The 22,183-nt window shown below is 72.9% G+C and carries 17 protein-coding genes; 8 read left to right on the forward strand and 9 right to left on the reverse strand.

Annotated features, from left to right (window positions below; genetic code table 11):
- Positions 1-33 precede the first annotated feature (33 nt).
- The 4 genes from IE109_RS16020 to IE109_RS16035 all read left to right on the forward strand — a co-directional run bounded on the left by IE109_RS16020 (position 34) and on the right by IE109_RS16035 (position 2,588).
- Positions 34-951 (forward strand): sugar phosphate isomerase/epimerase family protein, encoded by a 918-nt coding sequence (locus tag IE109_RS16020; RefSeq protein WP_189551545.1) that lies wholly within the window; start codon positions 34-36, stop codon positions 949-951.
- Between the two features lie 243 nt (positions 952-1,194).
- Complete coding sequence (locus IE109_RS16025; protein ID WP_189551546.1) at positions 1,195-1,392, forward strand: helix-turn-helix transcriptional regulator; 198 nt, start codon at positions 1,195-1,197, stop codon at positions 1,390-1,392.
- Between the two features lie 109 nt (positions 1,393-1,501).
- Positions 1,502-2,125: a GNAT family N-acetyltransferase gene (locus IE109_RS16030; protein ID WP_189551547.1), complete on the forward strand. Its 624-nt coding sequence runs from the start codon at positions 1,502-1,504 to the stop codon at positions 2,123-2,125.
- 151 nt (positions 2,126-2,276) lie between these two features.
- Positions 2,277-2,588: a heavy-metal-associated domain-containing protein gene (locus IE109_RS16035; RefSeq protein ID WP_189551548.1), complete on the forward strand. Its 312-nt coding sequence runs from the start codon at positions 2,277-2,279 to the stop codon at positions 2,586-2,588.
- Positions 2,589-3,145: 557 nt separating this feature from the next.
- Here the strand turns inward: IE109_RS16035 and IE109_RS16040 are convergent.
- The 5 genes from IE109_RS16040 to IE109_RS16060 all read right to left on the reverse strand — a co-directional run bounded on the left by IE109_RS16040 (position 3,146) and on the right by IE109_RS16060 (position 10,231).
- Complete coding sequence (locus IE109_RS16040; RefSeq protein WP_064069415.1) at positions 3,146-4,435, reverse strand: citrate synthase; 1,290 nt, start codon at positions 4,433-4,435, stop codon at positions 3,146-3,148.
- 177 nt (positions 4,436-4,612) lie between these two features.
- A complete protein-coding gene (gene recD2 / locus IE109_RS16045) occupies positions 4,613-6,838 on the reverse strand; it encodes an SF1B family DNA helicase RecD2 (RefSeq protein WP_189551549.1) in 2,226 nt (741 codons plus the stop codon).
- 269 nt (positions 6,839-7,107) lie between these two features.
- Positions 7,108-7,887, reverse strand: a complete 780-nt coding sequence (locus tag IE109_RS16050) for a sugar phosphate isomerase/epimerase family protein (protein ID WP_189551632.1) — start codon at positions 7,885-7,887, stop codon at positions 7,108-7,110.
- 29 nt (positions 7,888-7,916) lie between these two features.
- Positions 7,917-9,083 (reverse strand): dihydrodipicolinate synthase family protein, encoded by a 1,167-nt coding sequence (locus IE109_RS16055; RefSeq protein WP_189551550.1) that lies wholly within the window; start codon positions 9,081-9,083, stop codon positions 7,917-7,919.
- A complete protein-coding gene (locus tag IE109_RS16060; RefSeq protein ID WP_189551551.1) occupies positions 9,080-10,231 on the reverse strand; it encodes a Gfo/Idh/MocA family protein in 1,152 nt (383 codons plus the stop codon). The genes IE109_RS16055 and IE109_RS16060 overlap by 4 nt, the downstream gene beginning before the upstream one ends.
- Positions 10,232-10,383: 152 nt before the next feature.
- Between IE109_RS16060 and IE109_RS16065 the strand changes: the two genes are divergently transcribed.
- From IE109_RS16065 to IE109_RS16080, 4 genes are all read left to right on the forward strand, one after another.
- Positions 10,384-11,448, forward strand: coding sequence for a LacI family DNA-binding transcriptional regulator (locus IE109_RS16065; protein WP_189551552.1), 1,065 nt, complete (start codon positions 10,384-10,386; stop codon positions 11,446-11,448).
- 133 nt (positions 11,449-11,581) lie between these two features.
- Complete coding sequence (locus IE109_RS16070; protein WP_189551553.1) at positions 11,582-12,367, forward strand: sugar phosphate isomerase/epimerase family protein; 786 nt, start codon at positions 11,582-11,584, stop codon at positions 12,365-12,367.
- Positions 12,368-12,579: 212 nt separating this feature from the next.
- A complete protein-coding gene (locus IE109_RS16075; protein ID WP_189551554.1) occupies positions 12,580-13,302 on the forward strand; it encodes a hypothetical protein in 723 nt (240 codons plus the stop codon).
- 143 nt (positions 13,303-13,445) lie between these two features.
- Positions 13,446-15,269, forward strand: a complete 1,824-nt coding sequence (locus tag IE109_RS16080) for a glycoside hydrolase family 3 protein (protein WP_189551555.1) — start codon at positions 13,446-13,448, stop codon at positions 15,267-15,269.
- A 71-nt stretch (positions 15,270-15,340) separates the two neighbouring features.
- Here the strand turns inward: IE109_RS16080 and IE109_RS16085 are convergent, their stop codons facing one another.
- The 4 genes from IE109_RS16085 to IE109_RS16100 all read right to left on the reverse strand — a co-directional run bounded on the left by IE109_RS16085 (position 15,341) and on the right by IE109_RS16100 (position 22,149).
- On the reverse strand, positions 15,341-16,759 hold the full coding sequence (locus IE109_RS16085; protein WP_189551556.1) for a serine protease: 1,419 nt from the start codon (positions 16,757-16,759) through the stop codon (positions 15,341-15,343).
- 81 nt (positions 16,760-16,840) lie between these two features.
- On the reverse strand, positions 16,841-17,248 hold the full coding sequence (locus tag IE109_RS16090) for a hypothetical protein (protein WP_229891099.1): 408 nt from the start codon (positions 17,246-17,248) through the stop codon (positions 16,841-16,843).
- Positions 17,249-17,367: 119 nt separating this feature from the next.
- Complete coding sequence (locus tag IE109_RS16095) at positions 17,368-21,081, reverse strand: ABC transporter ATP-binding protein (RefSeq protein ID WP_189551557.1); 3,714 nt, start codon at positions 21,079-21,081, stop codon at positions 17,368-17,370.
- Positions 21,082-21,255: 174 nt separating this feature from the next.
- The gene (locus tag IE109_RS16100) at positions 21,256-22,149 is read right to left on the reverse strand and encodes a serine hydrolase (RefSeq protein WP_229891125.1); all 894 of its coding nucleotides are present in this window, start codon (positions 22,147-22,149) and stop codon (positions 21,256-21,258) included.
- Positions 22,150-22,183: the final 34 nt, after the last annotated feature.

Genomic DNA, 22,183 nt, shown 5'->3' on the forward strand with positions numbered 1-22,183 from the left:
CGCTCCTGTCCGGCCCCCTCCAAGCTGGCCTCCATGACACCGCCGCCCTTCTCGCCGCCGCTGTCCCGCCTCCGGATCGGTTCCGCCCCCGACTCCTGGGGCGTGTGGTTCCCCGACGATCCGCGGCAGGTCCCCTGGCAGCGCTTCCTCGACGAGGTGTCCCGGGCGGGGTACGAGTGGATCGAGCTCGGCCCGTACGGCTATCTCCCCACCGACCCGGCCCGGCTCACCGAGGAGACGGCCCGCCGCGGGCTGAGGGTCTCCGCGGGCACGGTGTTCACCGGCCTGCACCACGGCGAGGCGGTCTGGGAGAAGACCTGGGCGCACGTCGCGGACAACGCCGCCCTCGCCCGCGCCATGGGCGCCGGGCACCTCGTGGTCATCCCGTCCTTCTGGCGCGACGACAGGACCGGCCGGGTGCTGGAGGACCGGAACCTGACGGCGGACCAGTGGCGCGACCTGACCCGCCTGACCGAGCGCCTCGGCCGGGAGGTGCGCGACCGCTTCGGCCTGCGCATCGTCGTCCACCCGCACGCCGACACCCACATCGACGGCGAGGAGAACGTCAGCCGGTTCCTCGACGCCACCGACCCCGACCTGGTCGCCCTCTGCCTGGACACCGGGCACTACGCGTACTGCGGCGGCGACAGCGTCGCACTGATCGAGAGGTACGGCGAGCGCATCGGCTACCTCCACCTCAAGCAGGTCGACCCCGGGATCCTGGCCGAGGTGGTCGCCCAGGGCATCCCGTTCGGGCCGGCGGTGGCCCGGGGCGTGATGTGCGAGCCGCCGGCCGGCGTCCCCGCCCTGGAGCCGGTACTGGCCGCCGCCCAGGCCCTGGACGTCGACCTCTTCGCCATCGTCGAGCAGGACATGTACCCCTGCCCACCGGACCGCCCCTTCCCCATCGCCCGGCGCACCCGCCGCTTCCTGCGCTCCTGCGGGGCCTGAGCACCCCTCGGCACCCCGCGGGCACCCGGGCACCGCCGTCCGCTTCGGGCCACAGTGATCCGTTTCGTGTCACACATGTCTCCATTACGCGGGCCTTCCGTCACAGGCGATCAACAGGCCCTTCCGCTCGTCACTGTGCGTCGTTCAACGGACACAGGCTGAGTGATCGCCAAGCGTCCGCGCCCCGGCTCCGCCGACGGTCCCCCCGGACCGCGCCGTGGCGCGCGCAGGGAGGTGCCACAGATGACGGACAGGACACTCTGGTCCTACAAGGAGATCGCCGCGCACATCCGGGTACAGCCGGACACCGTCCGCTCGTACCGGAAGCACGGCCTGCTCCCCCCACCCGACCACGTGGAGAAGGGAAAGCCCTACTGGCACCCGGACACCATCCGCGCCTGGGTGGCCAACCGGCCCGGCAACCGGTCCCGGGGGACCTGAGGTCCCCGCGGAACCGCGACCCGGCGTTCCCGGCCCCGCACCTCCCCGGTGCGGGGCCGGCCGCGCGACGCGCTTGCCCGCCGCCGCGACGGGCCCGGAGGATCACCGCATGAGCGACTTCTCCGTCAAGCCGACCCTCACCGGCGACCGCGTGGTGCTGCGACCGCCCACCGAGCAGGACGCCGACGTGGTCGCCGGAATCCTCGAGGACCCCGAGGTGCTGGCCTTCACCGGCACCCCGGCCGGCACGCCGCCACCCTCCCTGGACTTCCTCCGCACCTGGTACGGCACGCGCGCCGCCCAGAACGACCGGCTGGACCTCGCGCTGGTCGACCGGGCCTCCGGGGAGATGGTGGGCGAGCTGGTCCTCAACGAGTGGGACGAGCACAACCGCAGCTGCAACTTCCGCACCCTCATCGGACCGCGCGGGCGCGACCGGGGCCTGGGGACCGAGGCGATCAGGCTGCTCCTCGCCCACGGCTTCGGGCGGCTGGGCCTGAACCGGATCTCGCTGAGCGTCTACGCCTTCAATCCGCGCGCGATCCGGGTCTACGAGAAGGTGGGCTTCGTCCGGGAGGGCGTGGAGCGGGAGGCCCTGCTGCACGAGGGCCGGTGGATCGACGCGCTGACCATGTCGGTCCTGGCCCGGGAGTGGGCCGTCCACCGGGGCCGTCCCGGAACGAACGCCTTCCCCCGCACGCTCCCCGGAACAACGCCCTCCCCGGTGTCCTGACGACCGGCGCCACGCCTGCGACCCCACTGGCATTTATACCCCCTAGGGGTATAGAGTGAGGCGCATCAGGACGCCACGCCGTTCCCGCGAACCACGTGCGCCCCTGCCGCACCAGACTCCGACCACGCTTGCGATCGACGAGGAGAACACCATGACCGCCGAGACGAGGACCGACCTCCCCCAGGCGACCGGCTCCTGCTGCTCCCCCACCGGCTCCTGCCACGACGGCGCGGCCGAGGCGCCGGCCGGCGGGGTCACCACCGTCTACGAGGTCAAGGGCATGACCTGCGGCCACTGCGAGGGCGCCGTCTCCGAGGAGATCTCCGCCATCGCCGGGGTCACCTCGGTCGCGGCGGTCGCCGCCACCGGGCTGGTCACCGTCACCTCGGAGGCCGACCTGGACGAGGCCGCGGTGCGCGCGGCCGTCGACGAGGCGGGCTACGAGCTCGTCGGCCGGGCCTGACGCGCCGCGACGGGACCGCCGCCGGCCGACCGGGCCCTCACCGCCCCTGATCGGGCCACCCCCGGCCGGGCCGGACCGCACCGTGACACGGGGGGCCGGACCGGCCGTGGCCGTTTCCTCCCCGTTCGGCGGTGACTGTCCGTCCCCGGTCCCGTATCTCCACGTGATTTCACCTTCACGTGACTCACAGGACCTTCACAACGAGATCTAGATCACAGATATTTGGGGGTAACCATTTGGACGCCTCGCGAGTCTGAATGGGCGATGCCAAGAACGTCTTGGGGGACGTTCATGGGATGTCTTGGGGGACGTCCCAGGCAAGCGTTGGCCGGGGCACGTGCACCGGGGAGCTTTGAGCGGCCCTCCCGTACGTACCCCGGCAGATCGCATCGCGAGCTTCTGCCGGAATCCGGCAGACGCCCGGACCCGGATCCCGTGGGGGGAATCCGTTCCGGGGATATGGGGAGCGCCCCGCTCGCCGACCCGTGGGGGGATCGGCGGCGGGGCGCTCTCGTACGCGTTCGGGGGCGCCGGACGGGCGCCCTCACGGCATCGCGTCAGCGGCCCTCGACCGGGACGAAGTCGCGCAGGACCTCGCCCGTGTAGATCTGGCGCGGGCGGCCGATACGGGAACCCGGCTCCTTGATCATCTCGTGCCACTGGGCGATCCAGCCCGGCAGCCGGCCCAGCGCGAACAGCACCGTGAACATCTCGGTCGGGAAGCCCATCGCCCGGTAGATCAGACCGGTGTAGAAGTCCACGTTCGGGTAGAGGTTGCGCGAGACGAAGTAGTCGTCGGCGAGCGCGTGCTCCTCCAGCTTCAGCGCGATGTCCAGCAGCTCGTCGGACTTGCCGAGCGCCGAGAGGACGTCGTGCGCCGCCGCCTTGATGATCTTCGCCCGGGGGTCGAAGTTCTTGTAGACGCGGTGGCCGAAGCCCATCAGGCGGACGCCGTCCTCCTTGTTCTTCACCTTGCGGATGAAGGAGTCGACGTCGCCGCCGGTGGCCTGGATGCCCTGGAGCATCTCCAGCACCGACTGGTTGGCGCCACCGTGCAGCGGGCCCCACAGGGCCGAGATGCCGGCGGAGATCGAGGCGAACATGTTCGCCTGCGACGAGCCGACCAGGCGCACGGTGGACGTGGAGCAGTTCTGCTCGTGGTCCGCGTGCAGGATGAGCAGCTTGTCGAGGGCGGAGACCACGACCGGGTCCAGCTCGTACTCCTGCGCGGGGACCGAGAAGGTCATGCGCAGGAAGTTCTCCACGTAGGACAGGTCGTTGCGCGGGTAGACGAACGGGTGACCGATCGACTTCTTGTACGCGTACGCCGCGATCGTGGGCAGCTTCGCCAGCAGCCGGATCGTCGAGAGGTGACGCTGCTTCTCGTCGAACGGGTTGTGGCTGTCCTGGTAGAACGTCGACAGCGCGCTGACCACGGAGGACAGCATCGCCATCGGGTGCGCGTCGCGCGGGAAGCCGTCGAAGAACCGCTTGACGTCCTCGTGCAGCAGCGTGTGCTGCGTGATCTCGTTGCGGAAGGCCGCCAGCTCGTCGACCTTGGGCAGCTCACCGTTGATCAGCAGGTACGCCACCTCGAGGAAGGTGGAGCGCTCGGCCAGCTGCTCGATGGGGTAGCCGCGGTACCGCAGGATGCCCTGCTCGCCGTCCAGGTAGGTGATCGCGGATTTGTAGGCGGCGGTGTTGCCGTATCCACTGTCCAGGGTCACCAGACCGGTCTGGGCTCGGAGCTTCCCGATGTCGAAGCCCTTGTCACCGACGGTGCTCTCGACCACCGGGTAGGTGTATTCACCGTCCGCGTACCGCAGTACTACAGAGTTGTCGCTCACGTCATCCCTCACCGACGTAGTGCCTCTTCTTCGAGGTGCCCTGACTGTCTCTACCATCCCCCACTTGGCCCAGCAGAGTGCACTCGGGGTCGACCATTCGGCCAATTGGCGGCACTCAGTGCCGTCAACCTGCTCATCCTGCCCCCTTCGCCCCGGTTGCGAAAGTCCGGATGATCCCTAGGTGATGTTTCCCACCCGTACCTCACCTTTCAGCCGATACCGCAGTGAGGTAAAGCGCCGCCCCGAGGACACCGTGCGGACCGCCTGCCCGATGGCCTTGCGCGAGCCGACGAGGACGACCAGCTTCTTCGCCCGCGTGACCGCCGTGTAGAGCAGGTTCCGCTGGAGCATCATCCACGCGCCCGTGGTGACCGGGATCACCACGGCCGGATACTCGCTGCCCTGGGAGCGGTGGATGGTGACGGCGTACGCGTGGGCCAGCTCGTCCAGCTCGTCGAAGTCGTACGTCACCTCCTCGTCCTCGTCCGTCAGCACGGTGAGCCGCTGCTCGTCCACGTCCAGTGACGTGACCACCCCGACCGTTCCGTTGAAGACCCCGTTCGCACCCTTCTCGTAATTGTTGCGAATCTGCGTGACCTTGTCGCCGACGCGGAACACCCGGCCGCCGAACCTCTTCTCCGGCACATCCGGCCGCGACGGGGTGACCGCCTGCTGGAGCAGGCCGTTGAGCGTGCCCGCCCCGGCCGGGCCCCGGTGCATCGGCGCCAGGACCTGCACGTCCCGCCGGGGGTCGAGGCCGAACTTCGCCGGGACGCGGCGGGCCGCGACGTCCACCGTCAGCCGGCCGGCCTCCTCGGTGTCCTCCGTGGCGAACAGGAAGAAGTCGGGCAGCCCGGAAGTGAGCGGCTGCTGACCGGAGTTGATCCGGTGGGCGTTGGTGACCACACCCGACTGCCGGGCCTGCCGGAAGATCCGTGTGAGCCGCACCGACGGCACCGGGCCGTCCGGCGCCAGCAGGTCGCTCAGCACCTCCCCCGCACCCACGCTGGGCAGCTGGTCCACGTCCCCCACCAGCAGCAGGTGTGCGCCCGGCGCCACCGCCTTCACCAGCTTGTTGGCCAGCAGCAGGTCCAGCATGGACGCCTCGTCGACGACGACCAGGTCGGCGTCGAGCGGCCGGTCCCGGTCGTACGCCGCGTCCCCGCCCGGCTTCAGCTCCAGCAGCCGGTGCACGGTGGACGCCTCCGCGCCGGTCAGTTCCGCCAGCCGCTTGGCGGCGCGGCCGGTGGGAGCCGCGAGGATCACCTTGGCCCCCTTCGCCCGGGCCAGCTCCACGATCGACCGGACCGTGAACGACTTGCCGCACCCGGGGCCGCCCGTCAGCACCGCCACCCTCTCGGTGAGGGCGAGCCGCACGGCCTGCTCCTGCTCGGGCGCCAGCTCCGCCCCCGTACGGCCGGCGAGCCACGCCAGCGCCCTGTCCCACGCCACGTCCCGGAAGGCCGGCATCCGGTCCTCCTCGGCCCGCAGCAGCCGCCGGAGCTGCCCGGCCAGGGAGAGCTCGGCGCGGTGGAACGGGACCAGGTAGACGGCCGTCAGGGGCTGCCCCTCCGGGCCCGGCACCTGCTCACGGACGACCCCCTCCTCCTCGGCCGCCAGAGCCGCCAGGCAGTCGATCACCAGCCCGGTGTCGACCTGGAGCAGCTTCACCGCGTCGGAGATCAGCCGCTCCTCGGGCAGGAAGCAGTGCCCCTGGTCGGCCGACTGCGACAGGGCGTACTGCAAACCGGCCTTCACCCGCTCCGGGCTGTCGTGCGGGATGCCCACCGCCCGGGCGATCCGGTCGGCGGTGAGGAACCCGATGCCCCACACGTCGGCGGCCAGCCGGTAGGGCTGGTTCCGCACCACGGAGATCGAGGCGTCCCCGTACTTCTTGTAGATCCGCACCGCGATGGAGGTGGAGACGCCGACACCCTGGAGGAAGACCATGACCTCCTTGATCGCCTTCTGCTCCTCCCACGCGGCGCCGATCATCCTCGTCCGCTTCGGCCCGAGCCCCGGCACCTCGATGAGCCGCTTCGGCTCCCGCTCGATCACGTCGAGCGTCCCGACGCCGAAGTGCTCGACGATCCGGTCGGCGATGCGCGGCCCGATGCCCTTGATCAGGCCGGAGCCCAGATAGCGCCGGATGCCCTGGACGGTGGCGGGCAGGACGGTCGTGTAGTTCTCCACGGTGAACTGCCTGCCGTACTGCGGGTGCGACCCCCAGCGCCCCTCCATCCGCAGCGACTCCCCCGGCTGCGCGCCGAGCAGCGAACCGACCACCGTGAGCAGCTCCCCGCCACCGCGCCCGGTGTCGACCCGGGCCACCGTGTAGCCGTTCTCCTCGTTGGCGTACGTGATCCGCTCGAGGACCCCTTCGAGCACTGCCGGACTGGACATGCCCCGACGCTACCCCGCCCCTCCGACAGCCCGGCGGCCCTGTGGACGATCCCCCCGCTCACGGCCCGTCGCCCCCGGCCCGCGTCCCGGCCCGGCCAGGGCGGTGGCAGAGGGGCGGGAGGACGACGAAGGGGCCCGGTCCGTGGACCGGGCCCCGAGCGTTCCCCCCACAGGGCTTCGTGAATCCCCCCGGATCCCCCCCGGGAAGCCCTGATGACACGTAGGACACGCGTCGTGCCGGAAGGGTTGTACGGAAGCGGGGCGAATTCTCAGAGGGCGTGCCGGACGTAGCGCCTCGCCGTCTCCTCCAGGACCTCCAGCCCGTCGCGGGCCCACAGCCCGTCGTTGAAGAGCTCCACCTCGATCGGGCCCGTGTAGCCGGCCGCGTCGACGCGTTCGCGCCAGGCGCGGAGGTCGATGGAGCCGTCGCCGAGCTGCCCGCGGCCGGTGAGGACGCCGGCCGGGAGGGGGGTGGTCCAGTCGGCGAGCTGGAAGGAGTGGATGCGGCCCTGGGCGCCGGCGCGGGCGGTGGCCGCCGGGGCGCGGTCGTCCCACCAGATGTGGTACGTGTCGACGACGACGCCCACCTGGGAGGCGGGGAAGGGCTCCGCCAGCGCGAGGGCCTGGTCCAGGGTGGAGACCGCGCAGCGGTCGGCCGCGTACATGGGGTGCAGGGGCTCGATCGCGAGGCGGACGCCCCGGGAGGCGGCGTAGGGGGCGAGTTCGGTGAGCGCGTCGGCGATGAGGGACCGGGCCGCGGGCAGGTCCTTGCCGCCGGGCGGGAGGCCGCCGGAGACCAGGACCAGGGTGTCCGTGCCGAGCGCCGCCGCCTCGTCGACGGCCGCGCGGTTGTCGTCCAGGCCGCCGGCGGTGGTGAAGAAGCCGCCCCGGCACAGGGTGGTGACGGTCAGTCCGGCGTTCCGGACGAGCTCGGCGGTGGCCTCCAGGCCGTACGCGGCGACCGGTTCGCGCCACAGGCCGATCCCGGGGACGCCGAGGCGCACGCAGGCGTCGACGAGTTCGGGCAGCGAGAGCTGCTTGACGGTCATCTGGTTGATGCTGAAACGGGCCAGATCGTTCACTGTTCGACTCCGTACACCGACAGCAGGGACTTCATGCGGGACTCCGCCAGTCCCGGGTCGGGGAACAGGCCCAGCCCGTCGGCCAGTTCGTACGCCCGCGCGAGGTGCGGGAGCGATCGGGCCGACTGGAGGCCGCCGACCATGGTGAAGTGGTCCTGGTGGCCCGCCAGCCAGGCCAGGAGGACCACACCCGTCTTGTAGAAGCGGGTGGGCGCCTGGAAGAGGTGGCGGGACAGGGCGACGGTCGGGTCGAGGAGGGCGCGGAAGCCCTCCTTGTCGCCGGTGTCGAGGACCCGTACCGCCTCGGCCGCCAGCGGGCCGAGCGGGTCGAAGATGCCCAGCAGGGCGTGGCTGAAGCCGTGGTCGTCGCCCTCGATCAGCTCGGGGTAGTGGAAGTCGTCGCCGGTGTAGCAGCGCACGCCCTCGGGAAGGCGGCGGCGCAGCTCGACCTCGCGGCGGGCGTCCAGCAGGGAGACCTTGATGCCGTCGACCTTGTCCGGGTGCTCGGCGATGACCTTCAGGAACGTGTCGGTGGCGGTGTCCAGGTCGGCGGAGCCCCAGTAGCCCTCCAGCGCCGGGTCGAACATGGGCCCGAGCCAGTGGAGGACGACGGGCTCGCCCGCCTGGCGCAGGAGGTGGCTGTAGAGGGTCACGTAGTCGTCGGGGGACCGCGCGGCCGCCGCGAGGGCGCGGGAAGCCATGAGAACGGGCTGGGCGCCGCAGTCCTCGACGAGGGCCAGCTGCTCCTCGTACGCCGCGCGGACGGCGGCCAGGTCCGCCGGGGCGGTGAGCTGGTCCGTGCCCACCCCGGCCGCGATCCGGCCGCCGGCCGCCTTCGCCTCGGCGGCCGAGCGGCGGATCAGTTCGGCCGCGCCCGCCCAGTCCAGGCCCATGCCCCGCTGGGCGGTGTCCATGGCCTCGGCGACGCCCAGCCCGTGGGCCCACAGGTGGCGGCGGAAGGCGAGGGTGGCGTCCCAGTCGAGGGCCGCCGGGGAGTCGGGGGTGACGTCCGCGTACGGGTCGGCCACCACGTGGGCGGCGGAGAAGACCGTACGGGAGGCGAGGGGCGCGCCGCCGGGACCGCCGGGGCCGCCTGCGCCGCCGCCGAAGGCCGCCGGTTCGGTGCGCGGTTCGTACGTGCCGTGCGGGAGCCGGATCGTCACAGCGACAGCTCCGGGACGTCGAAGCGGCGGCCCTCCGCCGAGGACTTGAGGCCCAGCTCGGCTAGCTGCACGCCCCGCGCGCCGGCCAGCAGGTCCCAGTGGTACGGCTCGTCCAGCGCGACGTGGCGCAGGAACAACTCCCACTGGGCCTTGAAGCCGTTGTCGAACGCGGCGTTGTCGGGGACCTCCTGCCACTGGTCGCGGAACGCCTCGGTGACGGGGATGTCGGGGTTCCAGACGGGCTTGGGGGTGGCGGACCGGTGCTGGACGCGGCAGCCGCGCAGTCCGGCGACGGCCGAGCCGTGGGTCCCGTCGACCTGGAACTCGACCAGCTCGTCGCGGTGGACGCGGACCGCCCAGGAGGAGTTGATCTGTGCGACGGCGCCGCCCTCCAGCTGGAAGATGCCGTACGCGGCGTCGTCGGCGGTGGCGGCGTAGGGCTTGCCGTCCTCGTCCCAGCGCTGCGGGATGTGGGTGGTGACGTGCGCGGTGACACCGGTGACCCGGCCGAAGAGCTCGTGGAGCACGTACTCCCAGTGCGGGAACATGTCGACGACGATGCCGCCGCCGTCCTCCGCGCGGTAGTTCCAGGAGGGGCGCTGGGCCTCCTGCCAGTCGCCCTCGAAGACCCAGTACCCGAACTCGCCGCGCACGGAGAGGATCTCGCCGAAGAAGCCGCCGTCGATGAGGCGCTTCAGCTTGACCAGGCCCGGCAGGAAGATCTTGTCCTGGACGACGCCGTGCTTGATGCCCGCGGCGCGGGCGAGGCGGGCGAGCTCCAGGGCCCCGGCGGTGTCGGTGGCCGTGGGCTTCTCGGTGTAGACGTGCTTTCCGGCGGCGATCGCCCGGGTGAGGGCGTCGGCGCGGGCGGAGGTCACCTGGGCGTCGAAGTAGATCTCCGTGGACTCGTCGGCGAGGACGGCGTCGAGGTCGGTGGACCATTCGGTCAGCCCGTGGCGGTCGGCGAGTTCGCGCAGGGCGTGCTCGCGGCGGCCGACCAGGACGGGCTCGGGCCACAGGACCCGGCCGTCGCCGAGGTCCAGGCCGCCCTGGTCGCGGATGGCGAGGATCGACCGCACCAGGTGCTGCCGGTAACCCATGCGCCCCGTGACGCCGTTCATGGCGATCCGCACGGTTCTGCGTGTCACGAAGGTCCTCCAAGTGTGGTCGCGAAGTCGCCGGCCGGCACGGGAGTCATGCCCGCGTACCGTCGTAGCAAGCGCTTTCTATCGGTGATGACGCTAGCCTGCCGACAGCGGCCGGTACAAGGGCCCGGCCCGACTCTCCTCGGAGGAACGCGATGACAGTCACCCTGGCCGATGTGGCGGCGCGCGCCCGGGTGTCCCCGGCCACCGTCTCCCGCGTCCTCAACGGCAACTACCCGGTCGCGGCCTCCACCCGCGAGCGGGTGCTGCGCGCGGTCGACGAACTGGACTACGTGCTCAACGGCCCCGCCAGCGCGCTCGCCGCCGCCACCTCCGACCTGGTGGGCGTCCTCGTGAACGACATCGCCGACCCGTTCTTCGGGATCATGGCCGGGGCGGCGCAGCACGCGATCGGGGACGGCGCGCCGGGCCGGGCGGGCGGCGAGAAGCTCGCCGTCGTCTGCAACACCGGCGGCTCCCCCGAGCGCGAACTGACCTACCTCACGCTGCTCCAGCGCCAGCGCGCCGCCGCCGTGGTCCTGACCGGCGGGGCGGTCGAGGACGCGGACCACATCGCGGCGACGGCCGCGAAGCTGGCCAGGCTGGCGGACGCCGGCACACGGGTGGTGCTCTGCGGGCGCCCGCCGGTGCCCGCCGCCGGCGAGGCGGTCACCGCCGCGCTGACGTTCGACAACCGGGGCGGCGGGAAGCGGCTGACGGAGCACCTGCTGACGCTGGGCCACCGGCGGATCGGGTACATCGCCGGCCCGGCCGAGCGCACCACCACCCGCCACCGTCTGGAGGGCCATCGCGCCGCGATGGAGGCGGCCGGGCTGGGCGGCCGGGGCCTGGACCGGCTCACCGTGCACGGGCGTTACGACCGCCGCTCCGGGTACGACGCGACGCTGGAGCTGCTGCGGCGGGAACCGCGCCTGACCGCGGTGGTCGCGGCCAACGACACGGTCGCGCTGGGAGCCTGCGCCGCGCTGCGGGACCAGGGGCTGCGCATCCCGGACGACATCTCCGTGGCGGGCTTCGACGACCTGCCGTTCTCCGTCGACGCGGTGCCCGCGCTCACCACCGTACGGCTGCCGCTGTACGAGGCGGGGGCGCGGGCCGGGCGGCTGGCGACCGGCACGGAGGCCCCGCCGCCGGGCGGCATCGCCACGATCGGCGGCGAGCTGATGGTCCGCGCGTCCACCGGCCGGCCGGCCTCCTGACCGGCGCCCCGCCGCCCGCCGCTCGTACGGGGTGGCCCGGCGCGGCAATGACGGGGCGCCCGCGGGGTACGTTCCCCCGGGAACGCGCCCCGGGCCCACGCGGCGCCCGCACCGCACGAAGGAGCTCCAGACCGTGAAGTACGCCTTCTCCACCCTCGGCGTCCCCGGGATGCCGGTCCCCGACGTCGTCCGCCTCGCCGCCGAGAGCGGCTACCAGGGCGTGGAGCTGCGCGCCCACCCCGAGGAGCCGGTGCACCCGGGGCTCGTGGGCCACGAGCGGCGGGCCGTGGCCGAGGAGTTCGCGCGGGCGGGCGTCGAGATCCTCACGGTCGCCGGGTACGCCCGGGTGGCGGAGGCCGGTGACGACGAGCCCGTGTACGAGGAGCTGCACCGGCTCCTGTACCTCGCGGCCGACCTGGGCGCACGGCACGTGCGGGTGTTCCCGGGCGGCGGCGAGCAGGACCCGGCGGATGCGGACGCCACGGCGGCCCGGCGGCTGGGAGCGGCGGCGGAGGTCGCGGCGGACCTCGGCGTGCGGATCCTGCTGGAGACCCATGACTCGCACCGCACCGGCGCGGACGTGGCCAGGATCGTGGGCGCGGTCGGCCACAAGCACGTGGGCGCGCTGTGGGACGTGATGCACCCGTGGACGGCCGGTGAGGCTCCGTCGGCGACGCACGCGGTGCTGGCGCCGTACCTGGGATACGTCCAGGTCAAGGACATCGCGTCGGCGGAGGACACCGCGCCGCTGCCCCTGGGCGCCGGGACGCTGCCGCTGGCGGAGTGCCTGGCGCTGGTGGGCGGCGGGGACGGCGATGCGTGGGTCTGCTGGGAGTACGAGAAGCGGTGGTATCCGCGGGCCGCCGAACTGCCGCCCCTGCTGGCCGCGGGTCGCGAGCACCTGGCCGCGCTCGCCTGACCGACCGCCAGGCGGTGGGACGCCCCGGCGAGGGGGCGCCCGCCGGGGGTGACGCGGCGAGGCGTCCGGCGAAGGCGTCTGCCTGTCGTGGCGTTCGGGCGGGCTCCGGGCGACACGTCGCCGGAGGGGCCCGGACACGGGCGGCGGGGTGTGACCCTGTGCCGGAACCGGCCGGGGACCGTCCCGGCTCCGCCCGAAAGGGGTGCCCTCCCATGGTGTCCAGACGCGGTCTCGTACGAGCCGGCGGCCTGACCGCCGTCGCGTTGACGCTGGGCGGCCCCCAGCGGCTCGCCCTCGCGGTGACGAGGGAGCCTCCTCCGTCCGGGGACCACATCCCGGCCACGGAGCTGGGGAGCGCGGCGGCCTGTACGGTCCCTTCCGGCCACGACCCGGAGGTGATCAAGGTCGTGTACCGGGTGGGCGTCGAACTGGGCGTCAACGACAAGGTGATGCTCGCCGGCTTCGAGGCCGGGTGGGTCGAGTCGCACATGAACAACCTCGACTGCGGCCACCTCGACTCGGTCGGGGTCTTCCAGCAGCGCCCGAGCCAGGGCTGGGGCACCCGCGAACAGTGCATGGACGTGACGCACGCGTCCCACTCGTTCTTCGACCGGGCCGTCGAGACCGACCGCGCGCACCCGGAGTGGACGGCCGGTCAGGTGGCCCAGGGCGTCCAGCGGTCGGCCTTCCCCGAGCGGTACGACCAGGCGGAGGCCAAGGCCCGCGCGCTCCTCGACGAGGCACGGTCGGGCGCCGGCGGCCCGGCGACGGCGGCTCCCGGGACGGCATCCCCCGCGACCCCGGCCACGACCGTTCCCCCGGCCCCTCCCACGACAGCCACCCCCGCGCCGGGGGCACCGGAGACATGGGCCGACGCCCTGCGGGAGGCGTGGCCGCCCGCAGGCGACGCCATCGCCGCCCGGGCAGCGGACTGACTCCCCGGTGGCCCCGGCGGCGGCCCGCCTCCCGGCCCCTTTCCCGGCGCGGGCGTGCTCAGGTCCTTGACCTGGCAGTTACTTTCCGGCTATGCGTGACTCCTTGGCAGTTTCCTTCATCCGCATGGCCGGAAGGAGCACCGATGCACCACCGGGCCACCGCCACCACCCCCTCCAGACGCACCCTCCTGACCGTCACGGCCGCCGCCGCGGCGGTCGCCGTCACCGGGGCCGCCACCCCCGCCGGGGCGGCCTCCGACGAGCGCCGCCTCGAACGGCTCATCTCCCGCATGAGCCTGGAGGAGAAGGTCGGTCAGCTGTTCGTCATGCGGGTGTACGGGCACTCCGCCACCGCCCCCGACCAGGCCGACGTCGACGCCAACCTCAAGGAGATCGGCGTCCGCACCGCCGCCGAGCTGATCGCGAAGTACCACGTCGGCGGCATCATCTACTTCTCCTGGGCGCGCAACACCCGCGACCCGCACCAGATCGCCGACCTGTCCAACGGCATCCAGCGCGCCGCGCTCGACCGGTCCACCCCCGTGCCGGTCCTCATCTCCATCGACCAGGAGCACGGCATCGTCGCCCGGATAGGGGAACCCGCCACGCTCATGCCGGGCGCGATGGCGCTCGGCGCGGGCGGCTCGCGCTCCGACGCCCGGCGCGCCGCCCACGTCGCGGGCAGCGAGCTGGCCGCCATGGGCATCCGGCAGAACTACGCGCCGGTCGCCGACGTCAACGTCAACCCGGCCAACCCGGTCATCGGCGTACGCTCCTTCGGCTCCGACCCGAGGGCCGTCGCCGGGATGGTGGCCGCGCAGGTGAGCGGGTACCAGCGGGCGGGCATCGCCGCGACCTCCAAGCACTTCCCCGGGCACGGCGACACCTCCGTCGACAGCCACTACGGCCTGCCGACCATCACCCACACCCGCGAGCAGTGGCGGGCGCTCGACGCCCCGCCGTTCCGCGCCGCCATCGCCGCCGGCATCGACTCGATCATGACGGCGCACATCGTGGTCCCGGCTCTCGACCCCGCCGAGGACCCCGCCACCCTCTCCCGCCCCATCCTCACCGGCATCCTGCGACAGCAGTTGGGCTACGACGGCGTCGTCGTCACCGACTCGCTCGGCATGGAGGGGGTGCGCACCAAGTACGGCGACGACCGGGTCCCCGTCCTCGCCCTCAAGGCGGGCTGCGACCAGCTGCTCAACCCGCCGAAGCTGGACGTGGCGTGGAACGCCGTCCTGAAGGCCGTACGGAACGGGGAGATCAGTGAGGCCCGGGTCGATGAATCGATTCTCCGCATCCTGCGGCTGAAGGCGAAACTGGGGCTCTTCCACGAGCCCTACGTCACCCACGACACCGTCGACCGCACCGTCGGCACCCGCCCGCACCTGGCCACCGCCGACCGGATCGCCGAGCGGACCACCACCCTGCTGCTGAACGACGGCGGGCTGCTCCCGCTGCGCAGCGCCGACCGGCCGAACCTCCTGGTCGTCGGCGCCGACGCCGCCTCCCCGTCCGGGACGACCGGCCCGCCGACCGCCACGCTGGCCGGTGCCCTCACCGAACTCGGCTTCACCACCACGGTGCTGCCGACCGGTACGGCCCCGTCCACCGCGCGGATCGACGAGGCGGTGGCCGCGGCGGCCGGCAAGGACGCCGTGATCGTCGGGACGTACAACGTCACGGCGACCAGCAGCCAGCGCACGCTGGTGTCCCGGCTCGCCGCCACCGGCGTCCCCGTCGTCACGGTCGCCATCCGCAACCCGTACGACATCGCCCGCCTCAGCGGCCAGCGCGCCACGCTGGCCACCTACTCGTGGACGGACGTCGAACTGCGCGCCGCCGCCCGGGTCATCGCGGGCGAGGCGCGGCCGGAGGGGCGGCTCCCCGTCCCCGTGCAGCGGGCGGACGACCCGGCCCTGGTGCTGTACCCGGTGGGCTACGGCCTGACGTACGACTGACCCGGCCCGTCCTGTGTGACCGGTGGGCCGCGCGCGCCGCCCGTGAGCGGTGCGCGCGGCCCCCGTACGCCCTACGGACGCAGCGTCATCTCACGCCGCGCGTCCTGCTTGTCCAGGCGCGGGTCGTACGTCGACAGCGGCGCCGCGCGCTGCGGGTCGGCCGCCTCGACGCCCGCCCAGGCCAGGATGCGGGCGGTGGCCCTCGTCCGCTCGGCCTCGGGGAGGGCCGCGACGTTGGCGCCGTGGTTCGCGCCCGGCGCGGTCATCACGTAGGAGTCCCGGGCGCCCTTGTCGACGCGGAACCTCTCACTGCCCCACGGGTCGTTGCCGCCGTACACGAAGAGCATGCCGCGCCCCTGGGTGCGGACCCAGGTGTCGACGTCGCGCATCACCCACGGCTTGAACCGCACCGGGATGTCCCGCGGCACGAAGTCGCGGGCGGGCTGGTAGCCGTACCGGGTCAGGCCGTCGAGGTGGGGCATCCGCATGCTCGGCGAGCCGAGTTCGGTGGCGGCCTGGTAGTAGTACGGGGTGTACGGCTCCAGGCCCTGGTCGCTGTAGAAGGACCAGCCGGAGTACGTGTCGATGGTCTCGTACACGGCCTGGTCGGTGGCGGTGGCCGCGTCCGGGACGGAGGCGCAGTCGGCCTCGGTGTGGTACTGCCAGAAGCCCCAGACGAAGTCCAGGACGACCGCCTCGTACGCCTTGTCGAGGCTGCCAACCGTGGTGAAGGTCGCGCCCTCGGACTCGGCCTGGGCGCGGAACTTCTCCTGGAGCGGCGCTCGGCGGACCAGGGCCTCGCGCTGGAGCGCGTTCAGCCGGTCGCGGCACTCCTGGGTGGAGACGGTCGCGAAGAACCGGTCGTAGGCCGAGTCCTCCTTCTCCACCACGTCGTTGGGGGCGACGTAGGCGACGATGCCGTCCATGTCACGGGGGTAGAAGCGCTCGTAGTAGGTGGCGGTCATGCCGCCCTTCGAGGCACCGGTGGCGAGCCACTTGCGGTCGTAGATCCTCTTCAGCGCGGTGAAGATCCGGTGCTGGTCGGAGGCCGCCTGCCAGATGTCCAGCTTCGACCAGTCGGCGGGCTGGGGGCGGGACGGGGTGAAGAAACGGTACTCCAGGGAGACCTGGTTGCCGTCCACGATCCGGGTCGGCTCGGCGCGCCCGGGGCGGGTGCTGACGGCGTATCCGCTGGTGTGGAAGACGGTGGGGCGGGCGGTGTCCTTGTGAAGCAGGGTGAGCCGCTGCCGGAAGGTGCCCTTGGAGCGGTCACGGTGGTCGACGGGCTGGGTGTAGGTGAGGACGAAGTAGCGGTAGCCCGGGTAGGGCTTCTCCTCGACCAGGGCCATTCCGGGGATCGCCAGGATGCGGTCCTTGATATCGGTGGTCGTGCCGCTGCCGTCCGGGCCGGCGGCGGTTGCCGTGCCGGCCGCGCTCACGGTGCCTATGAGCACCATGAGGGACAGCAGCCATCTGAGCGCCTTGCGCATGCACCCTCCACGTGGGTTTGCGGTGGTCGCCGCGAACCTAGTGGGGGCAACGCGGTTGCCGCCACCCCTGGTTGGGACGGTTCAGCAGAGAATCCAGCCCGTGGAGGCCCCGCGGCCCGCCACGGCGCCGGACGCCCGGACGCAGCGGTTGAGGGCGTGCACGGTGACGGGCCCCGCCTGCCGGGTGAACGCGCCCGCGTCGACGGCGGCGCGTCCGCCGCGCGGCTGGACGGACACCGACATGGCGCGGCGGGCGCCGGGCTTCCTGGCGACGGTGACGGCGCAGGCGTACTGGCGGTTCTTGTACACGCGCAGCTCGCCGGTGGCGAAGGTCATCGTCTTGACGAGCCGCCCCGGGCAGGCGGTGGCCGCCGCGTCGGCGCGCGGGGTGCCCGGCCCGGCGAGGACGAGGAAACCGGCGGCCACCAGCACCGCGAGCACCTGCGTGAGCAGTCGTCTTGTCCTGGCCGCGGCCACCCGGTCGAACACACTTGCTCCTCTTCGCTCGGTGGGCGTACGTGCGTACGACGCACGGGAGCGCCGAACGGTTGCCCCGGACGCTGCGGGCCCGGCCGGACGCGCCGCGTCCGGCCGGGCCGCCGGGGGTCCTAGGCCGTCGCCGCGGGCGCTTCGGCCGGCTCCTCGCCGATGAAGGTGCGCCACAGCCGCGCGTACCGGCCGCCACGGGCCAGCAGCTCGTCGTGGGTGCCGTCCTCGGCGACGCGACCGTGGTCCATGACCACCACCCGGTCGGCGCGGGCGGCCGTGGTGAGCCGGTGGGCGACCACCAGGGTGGTGCGGCGGCCGGCCAGGCGGTCGGTGGCGGCGTTGACCTGCGCCTCGGTGGCCAGGTCCAGCGCGGCGGTGGCCTCGTCGAGCAGCAGGACGTCGGGGTCGACCAGCTCGGCGCGTGCCAGGGCGATCAGCTGCCGCTGGCCCGCCGACAGGTTCCGGCCGCGCTCGGCGACCTCGTGCAGGTACCCGCCGTCCAGCGTGGCGATCATGTCGTGGGCGCCGACCGCCCGGGCCGCCGCCTCCACCTCCGCGTCGGTCGCGCCGGGGCGCCCGTAGGCGATGGCGTCACGGACGGTGCCGGCGAAGAGGTACGCCTCCTGGGGCACCACGCCGAGGCGGTGCCGGTACGCGGTGAGGTCCAGGTCCCGCAGGTCGGTGCCGTCCGCGGTGACCCGGCCTGACGTCGGGTCGTAGAACCGGGCGACCAGCTTGACCAGCGTCGACTTGCCGGCGCCCGTCTCACCGACGAACGCGACGGTCTGCCCGGCCGGGATGCGCAGGTCCACGCCGCGCAGCGCGGGCTCGTCGTCCTTGTACGCGAACGACACGTCCTCGAAGGCGATCTCGCCCCGCAGCGAGGGCACCGGCAGCGGCTTCGCCGGGGCGGCCGTGGACGTCCTCTCACGCAGCAGCTCCTGCATCCGCCCCAGCGAGACGGCCGCCTGCTGGTAGCCGTCGAAGACCTGCGACAGCTGCTGCACGGGCGCGAAGAACAGGTCGATGTACAGCAGGTACGCCACCAGGGCGCCGGTCGTCAGCGTCCCGGCCTCCACCCGCCCGGCGCCCACGATCAGCACCGCCGCCGCGGCCACCGACGACAGCAGCTGCACGAACGGGAAGTAGACGGAGATCAGCCACTGGCCGCGCACCCGCGCCGCCCGGTACTCCTCGCTGTGCTCCGCGAACCGCTCCGCGCCCGAGCGCTCGCGCCGGAACGCCTGCACGATCCGCAGCCCGGACACCGACTCCTGGAGGTCGCCGTTGACGACGCTGATGCGCTCGCGGGCCAGCTCGTACGCCTTCACGCTGGACCGGCGGAAGAAGACCGTGCCGACCACCAGCAGCGGCAGCGTCGCGAAGACGACCAGCGCCAGCTGCACGTCGATCACCACGAGCGCGACCATGATGCCGAAGAAGGTCACCAGCGACACGAACGCCGTCACCAGGCCGGTCTGGAGGAACGTCGACAGGGCGTCCACGTCCGTGGTCATCCGGGTCATGATCCGCCCGGTGAGCTCCCGCTCGTAGTAGTCCAGCCCGAGGCGCTGGAGCTGCGCGAAGATCTTCAGGCGCAGCGCGTACAGCACCCGCTCGCCGGTGCGGCCGGTCATCCGGATCTCGCCGGTCTGCGCGATCCACTGGACCAGCACGGTCGCCAGCGCCAGCCCGCTCGCCGCCCACACCGCGCCCAGCGCGGCCTGCTCGACGCCCTCGTCGATGCCGTGCCGGATCAGGATGGGCAGCAGCAGTCCCATGCCCGCGTCGACGGCGACGAGCCCCAGGCTGACCAGCAGCACCGCCCCGAAGCCGCGCAGCAGCCGGCGCAGCCCGTACGAGTCCTCGGGCGCGACCGCCCGCGCCTCGTCGACGGCCGGGGTGTCGGTCGCCGGCGGCAGCGCCTCCACCTGGGCGAGCAGCTCGGGCGTGGCGCCGGGCGCCGCTGACTCGGCGGCCGGTTCGCCGCGCTCCCACAGGGCGGGCGTGATGCCCCGCTCCGCGTCGAACTCGGCGTCCAGCTCCTCCCGTACCGAACGGTCCTCGGGCAGGTCCATGGGCAGGGCGTGGCCGGGCGAGACGCCGCCCAGCTCGTCGGGGTCGGTCAGCAGCCGGCGGTAGAGCGCCGAACGCCGCTCCAGCTCCTCGTGGGTGCCGATGTCGGACAGCCGCCCCCCGTCGAGGACGGCGATCCGGTCGGCGAGGTTCAGGGTGGAGCGGCGGTGGGCGATGAGCAGGGTGGTGCGCCCGGCCATGACGGACCGCAGCGCCTCGTGGATCTCGTGCTCCACCCGGGCGTCCACCGCCGAGGTGGCGTCGTCGAGGACCAGCAGCCGCGGGTCGGTGAGGATGGCGCGGGCGAGCGCGATGCGCTGGCGCTGGCCGCCGGACAGGGTCAGGCCGTGCTCGCCGACCTTCGTGTCGTAGCCGTCCGGCAGGTCGCCGATGAACCCGTCGGCCTGCGCGGCGCGGGCGGCGGCGCGCACCTCCTCGTCGGTCGCGCCGGGCCTGCCGTACGCGATGTTGGAGCGGACGGTGTCGGAGAACAGGAAGCTGTCCTCCGGGACGAGGCCGATGGCGGCCCGCAGCGAGTCCATGGTCAGCTCGCGGACGTCGTGCCCGCCGACCAGGACGGCGCCGTGCGCGACGTCGTAGAAGCGCGGCAGGAGCAGCGATACGGTCGACTTGCCGCTGCCCGAGGAGCCGACGACGGCGACGGTCTCGCCGGGACGGATCTCCAGCGAGAACCCGTCGAGGACGGGCCGTCCGTCCTCGTAGGCGAAGGACACGTCGTCGAACTCGACGCTCGCGGGGGCGTCGGCCGGCAGTTCCCTGGTGCCGTCCTCGATCGCCGGCTCGGTGTCGATGAGCTCCAGGACGCGCTCGACGCCCGCGCGGGCCTGCTGGCCGACGGTCAGGACCATGGCGAGCATCCGGACCGGGCCGACGAGCTGGGCGAGGTAGGTGGAGAAGGCGACGAACGTGCCGAGGGTGATCTGGCCGCGGGTGGCGAGCCAGCCGCCGAGGGCCAGCATGGCGACCTGCCCGAGCGCGGGCACGGACTGGAGCGCCGGGGTGTAGCGGCTGTTCAGCCTGATGGTGCGCAGGCGGCCGGCGAACAGCTTGCGGCTCGCCTCGCGGATCTTGCCGGTCTCCTGGTCCTCCTGCCCGAAGCCCTTGACCACGCGTACGCCGGTCACGGCCCCGTCGACGACGCCCGCGACCTGCGCGGCCTGGGCCTGGGCGTACCAGGTGGCGGGGTGCAGGCGGGTGCGGCTGCGCTTGGCGATGAACCACAGGGCGGGGGCGACCGCGAGGGCGACGAGGGTGAGCGGCAGCGACAGCCACGCCATGACGACGAGGGAGATCAGGAAGAGCATGAAGTTCCCGATGGTCATCGGGAGCATGAAGAGCAGGCCCTGGATCAGCTGGAGGTCGCTGGTGGCGCGGCCGACGACCTGCCCGGTGGACAGCTCGTCCTGCCGCCGCCCGTCGAGCCGGGTGATCGTCCGGTACATCTCGGTGCGCAGGTCGTGCTGCACGTCGAGGGCGAGACGGCCGCCGTAGTAGCGGCGTATGTACGTCAGTACGTAGACGGCGACGGCGGAGGCGATCAGGAGCCCGGTCCAGACGGCGAGCGGACGCGTCCCGTCGCCGATGACGTCGTCGATGACGACCTTGGTGATCAGCGGGACGAGGGCCATCACGGCCATGCCCGCGAGGGAGGAGCCGAGCGCGAGCACCACATTGCGCCGGTACCGCCAGGCGTACCCGGACAGCCGCCGTGCCCATCCCTGCTCTGCCGCCGCCACGTGGTGCCTCCCGTGAGAACCGGTGATCGAGCCGATGATCCGATCTACCGGAAGGCACCAACGCGGGCGCGAACGGATTTCATCCCTCCGCGATGATCGGCCTTTGGTCCTAGGACCGGGGTCGGGCCCCGGTCGAGCCCCGGCCGGTCCCGGGGCCGGGGCCGCGGGGCGGGGTCAGCGGGCGGCGCTGACCAGGTCCTGCGCGGCGCGGCCGGGCACGGCCGGGAGGGCCTCCTGCGGAACGGCGGGCGGGACGAAGGAGTCGCTCCGGGCGGCCGTGGGGTTCAGGTCGGCGTGGACGACGCGGGCGACGGCCTGGATGGTGTTGATGCCGTCCTGCATCGTCGCGTTGTCGTGCGTGAGCACCGTGATCTGGTAGTTGTGCGCGGTGCCGGTGAAGGCGCCGATGGAGTGCACGCGCCAGCCGTGGGTGGCGCGCGACAGCCAGCCGTTCTTCACGTGGATCTTGGCGGTGGCGGGCGCGCCGGCCGGGGTGCCCCAGCGCTGCGAGGAGACGACGGCGTTCATCAGCTGGAGGATGTACGCGCGCGAGGCGTCGGTGAGCACGGTGTTCTTCGCGGTGACCAGCGCCAGCAGCTTCTGCTGGTCACGGGCGGTGATCTGGGTGAGACCCCAGTAGCCGCCGGAGCCCGGGACGGTCTTCGTCATGCCGGCCGCCGTGAGGAAGCCCTTGATCTTGGTGACGCCCAGCTGCTTCCACAGCGCGCTGGTGGCGTCGTTGTCCGACTTGGTGATCATGGCGGTGGCGCGGGACTTCTCGGTCGCGGTGAGGGCCCGGCCGGTCTTCTGGGCGTCCCAGAGGAGGGTGGCGAGCACGGTCGCCTTGACCACGCTGGCGGAGTCGTACGGCGTGTCCGGCCGCAGGACGCAGCTCGTCTTCGTGGTCCGGTCGTTCACCAGGATCGCGGTGGTGGACTTGCGGCCGGCGAGGGCGGCGGTGATGTCCTTGACCAGCTTGGCGGCGAGACCGGCCTTCTGGGAGGTGCACGCCACGGCCGGGGTGGCGGCGGTGGCGGGAGTGACGGTCGCGGCGGTCGGCAGGAGCACCCCGAGGGCGACCGCGACACACACCGCCCCGCGA

Source organism: Streptomyces lavendofoliae (assembly GCF_014649735.1).
GTDB lineage: Bacteria > Actinomycetota > Actinomycetes > Streptomycetales > Streptomycetaceae > Streptomyces > Streptomyces lavendofoliae.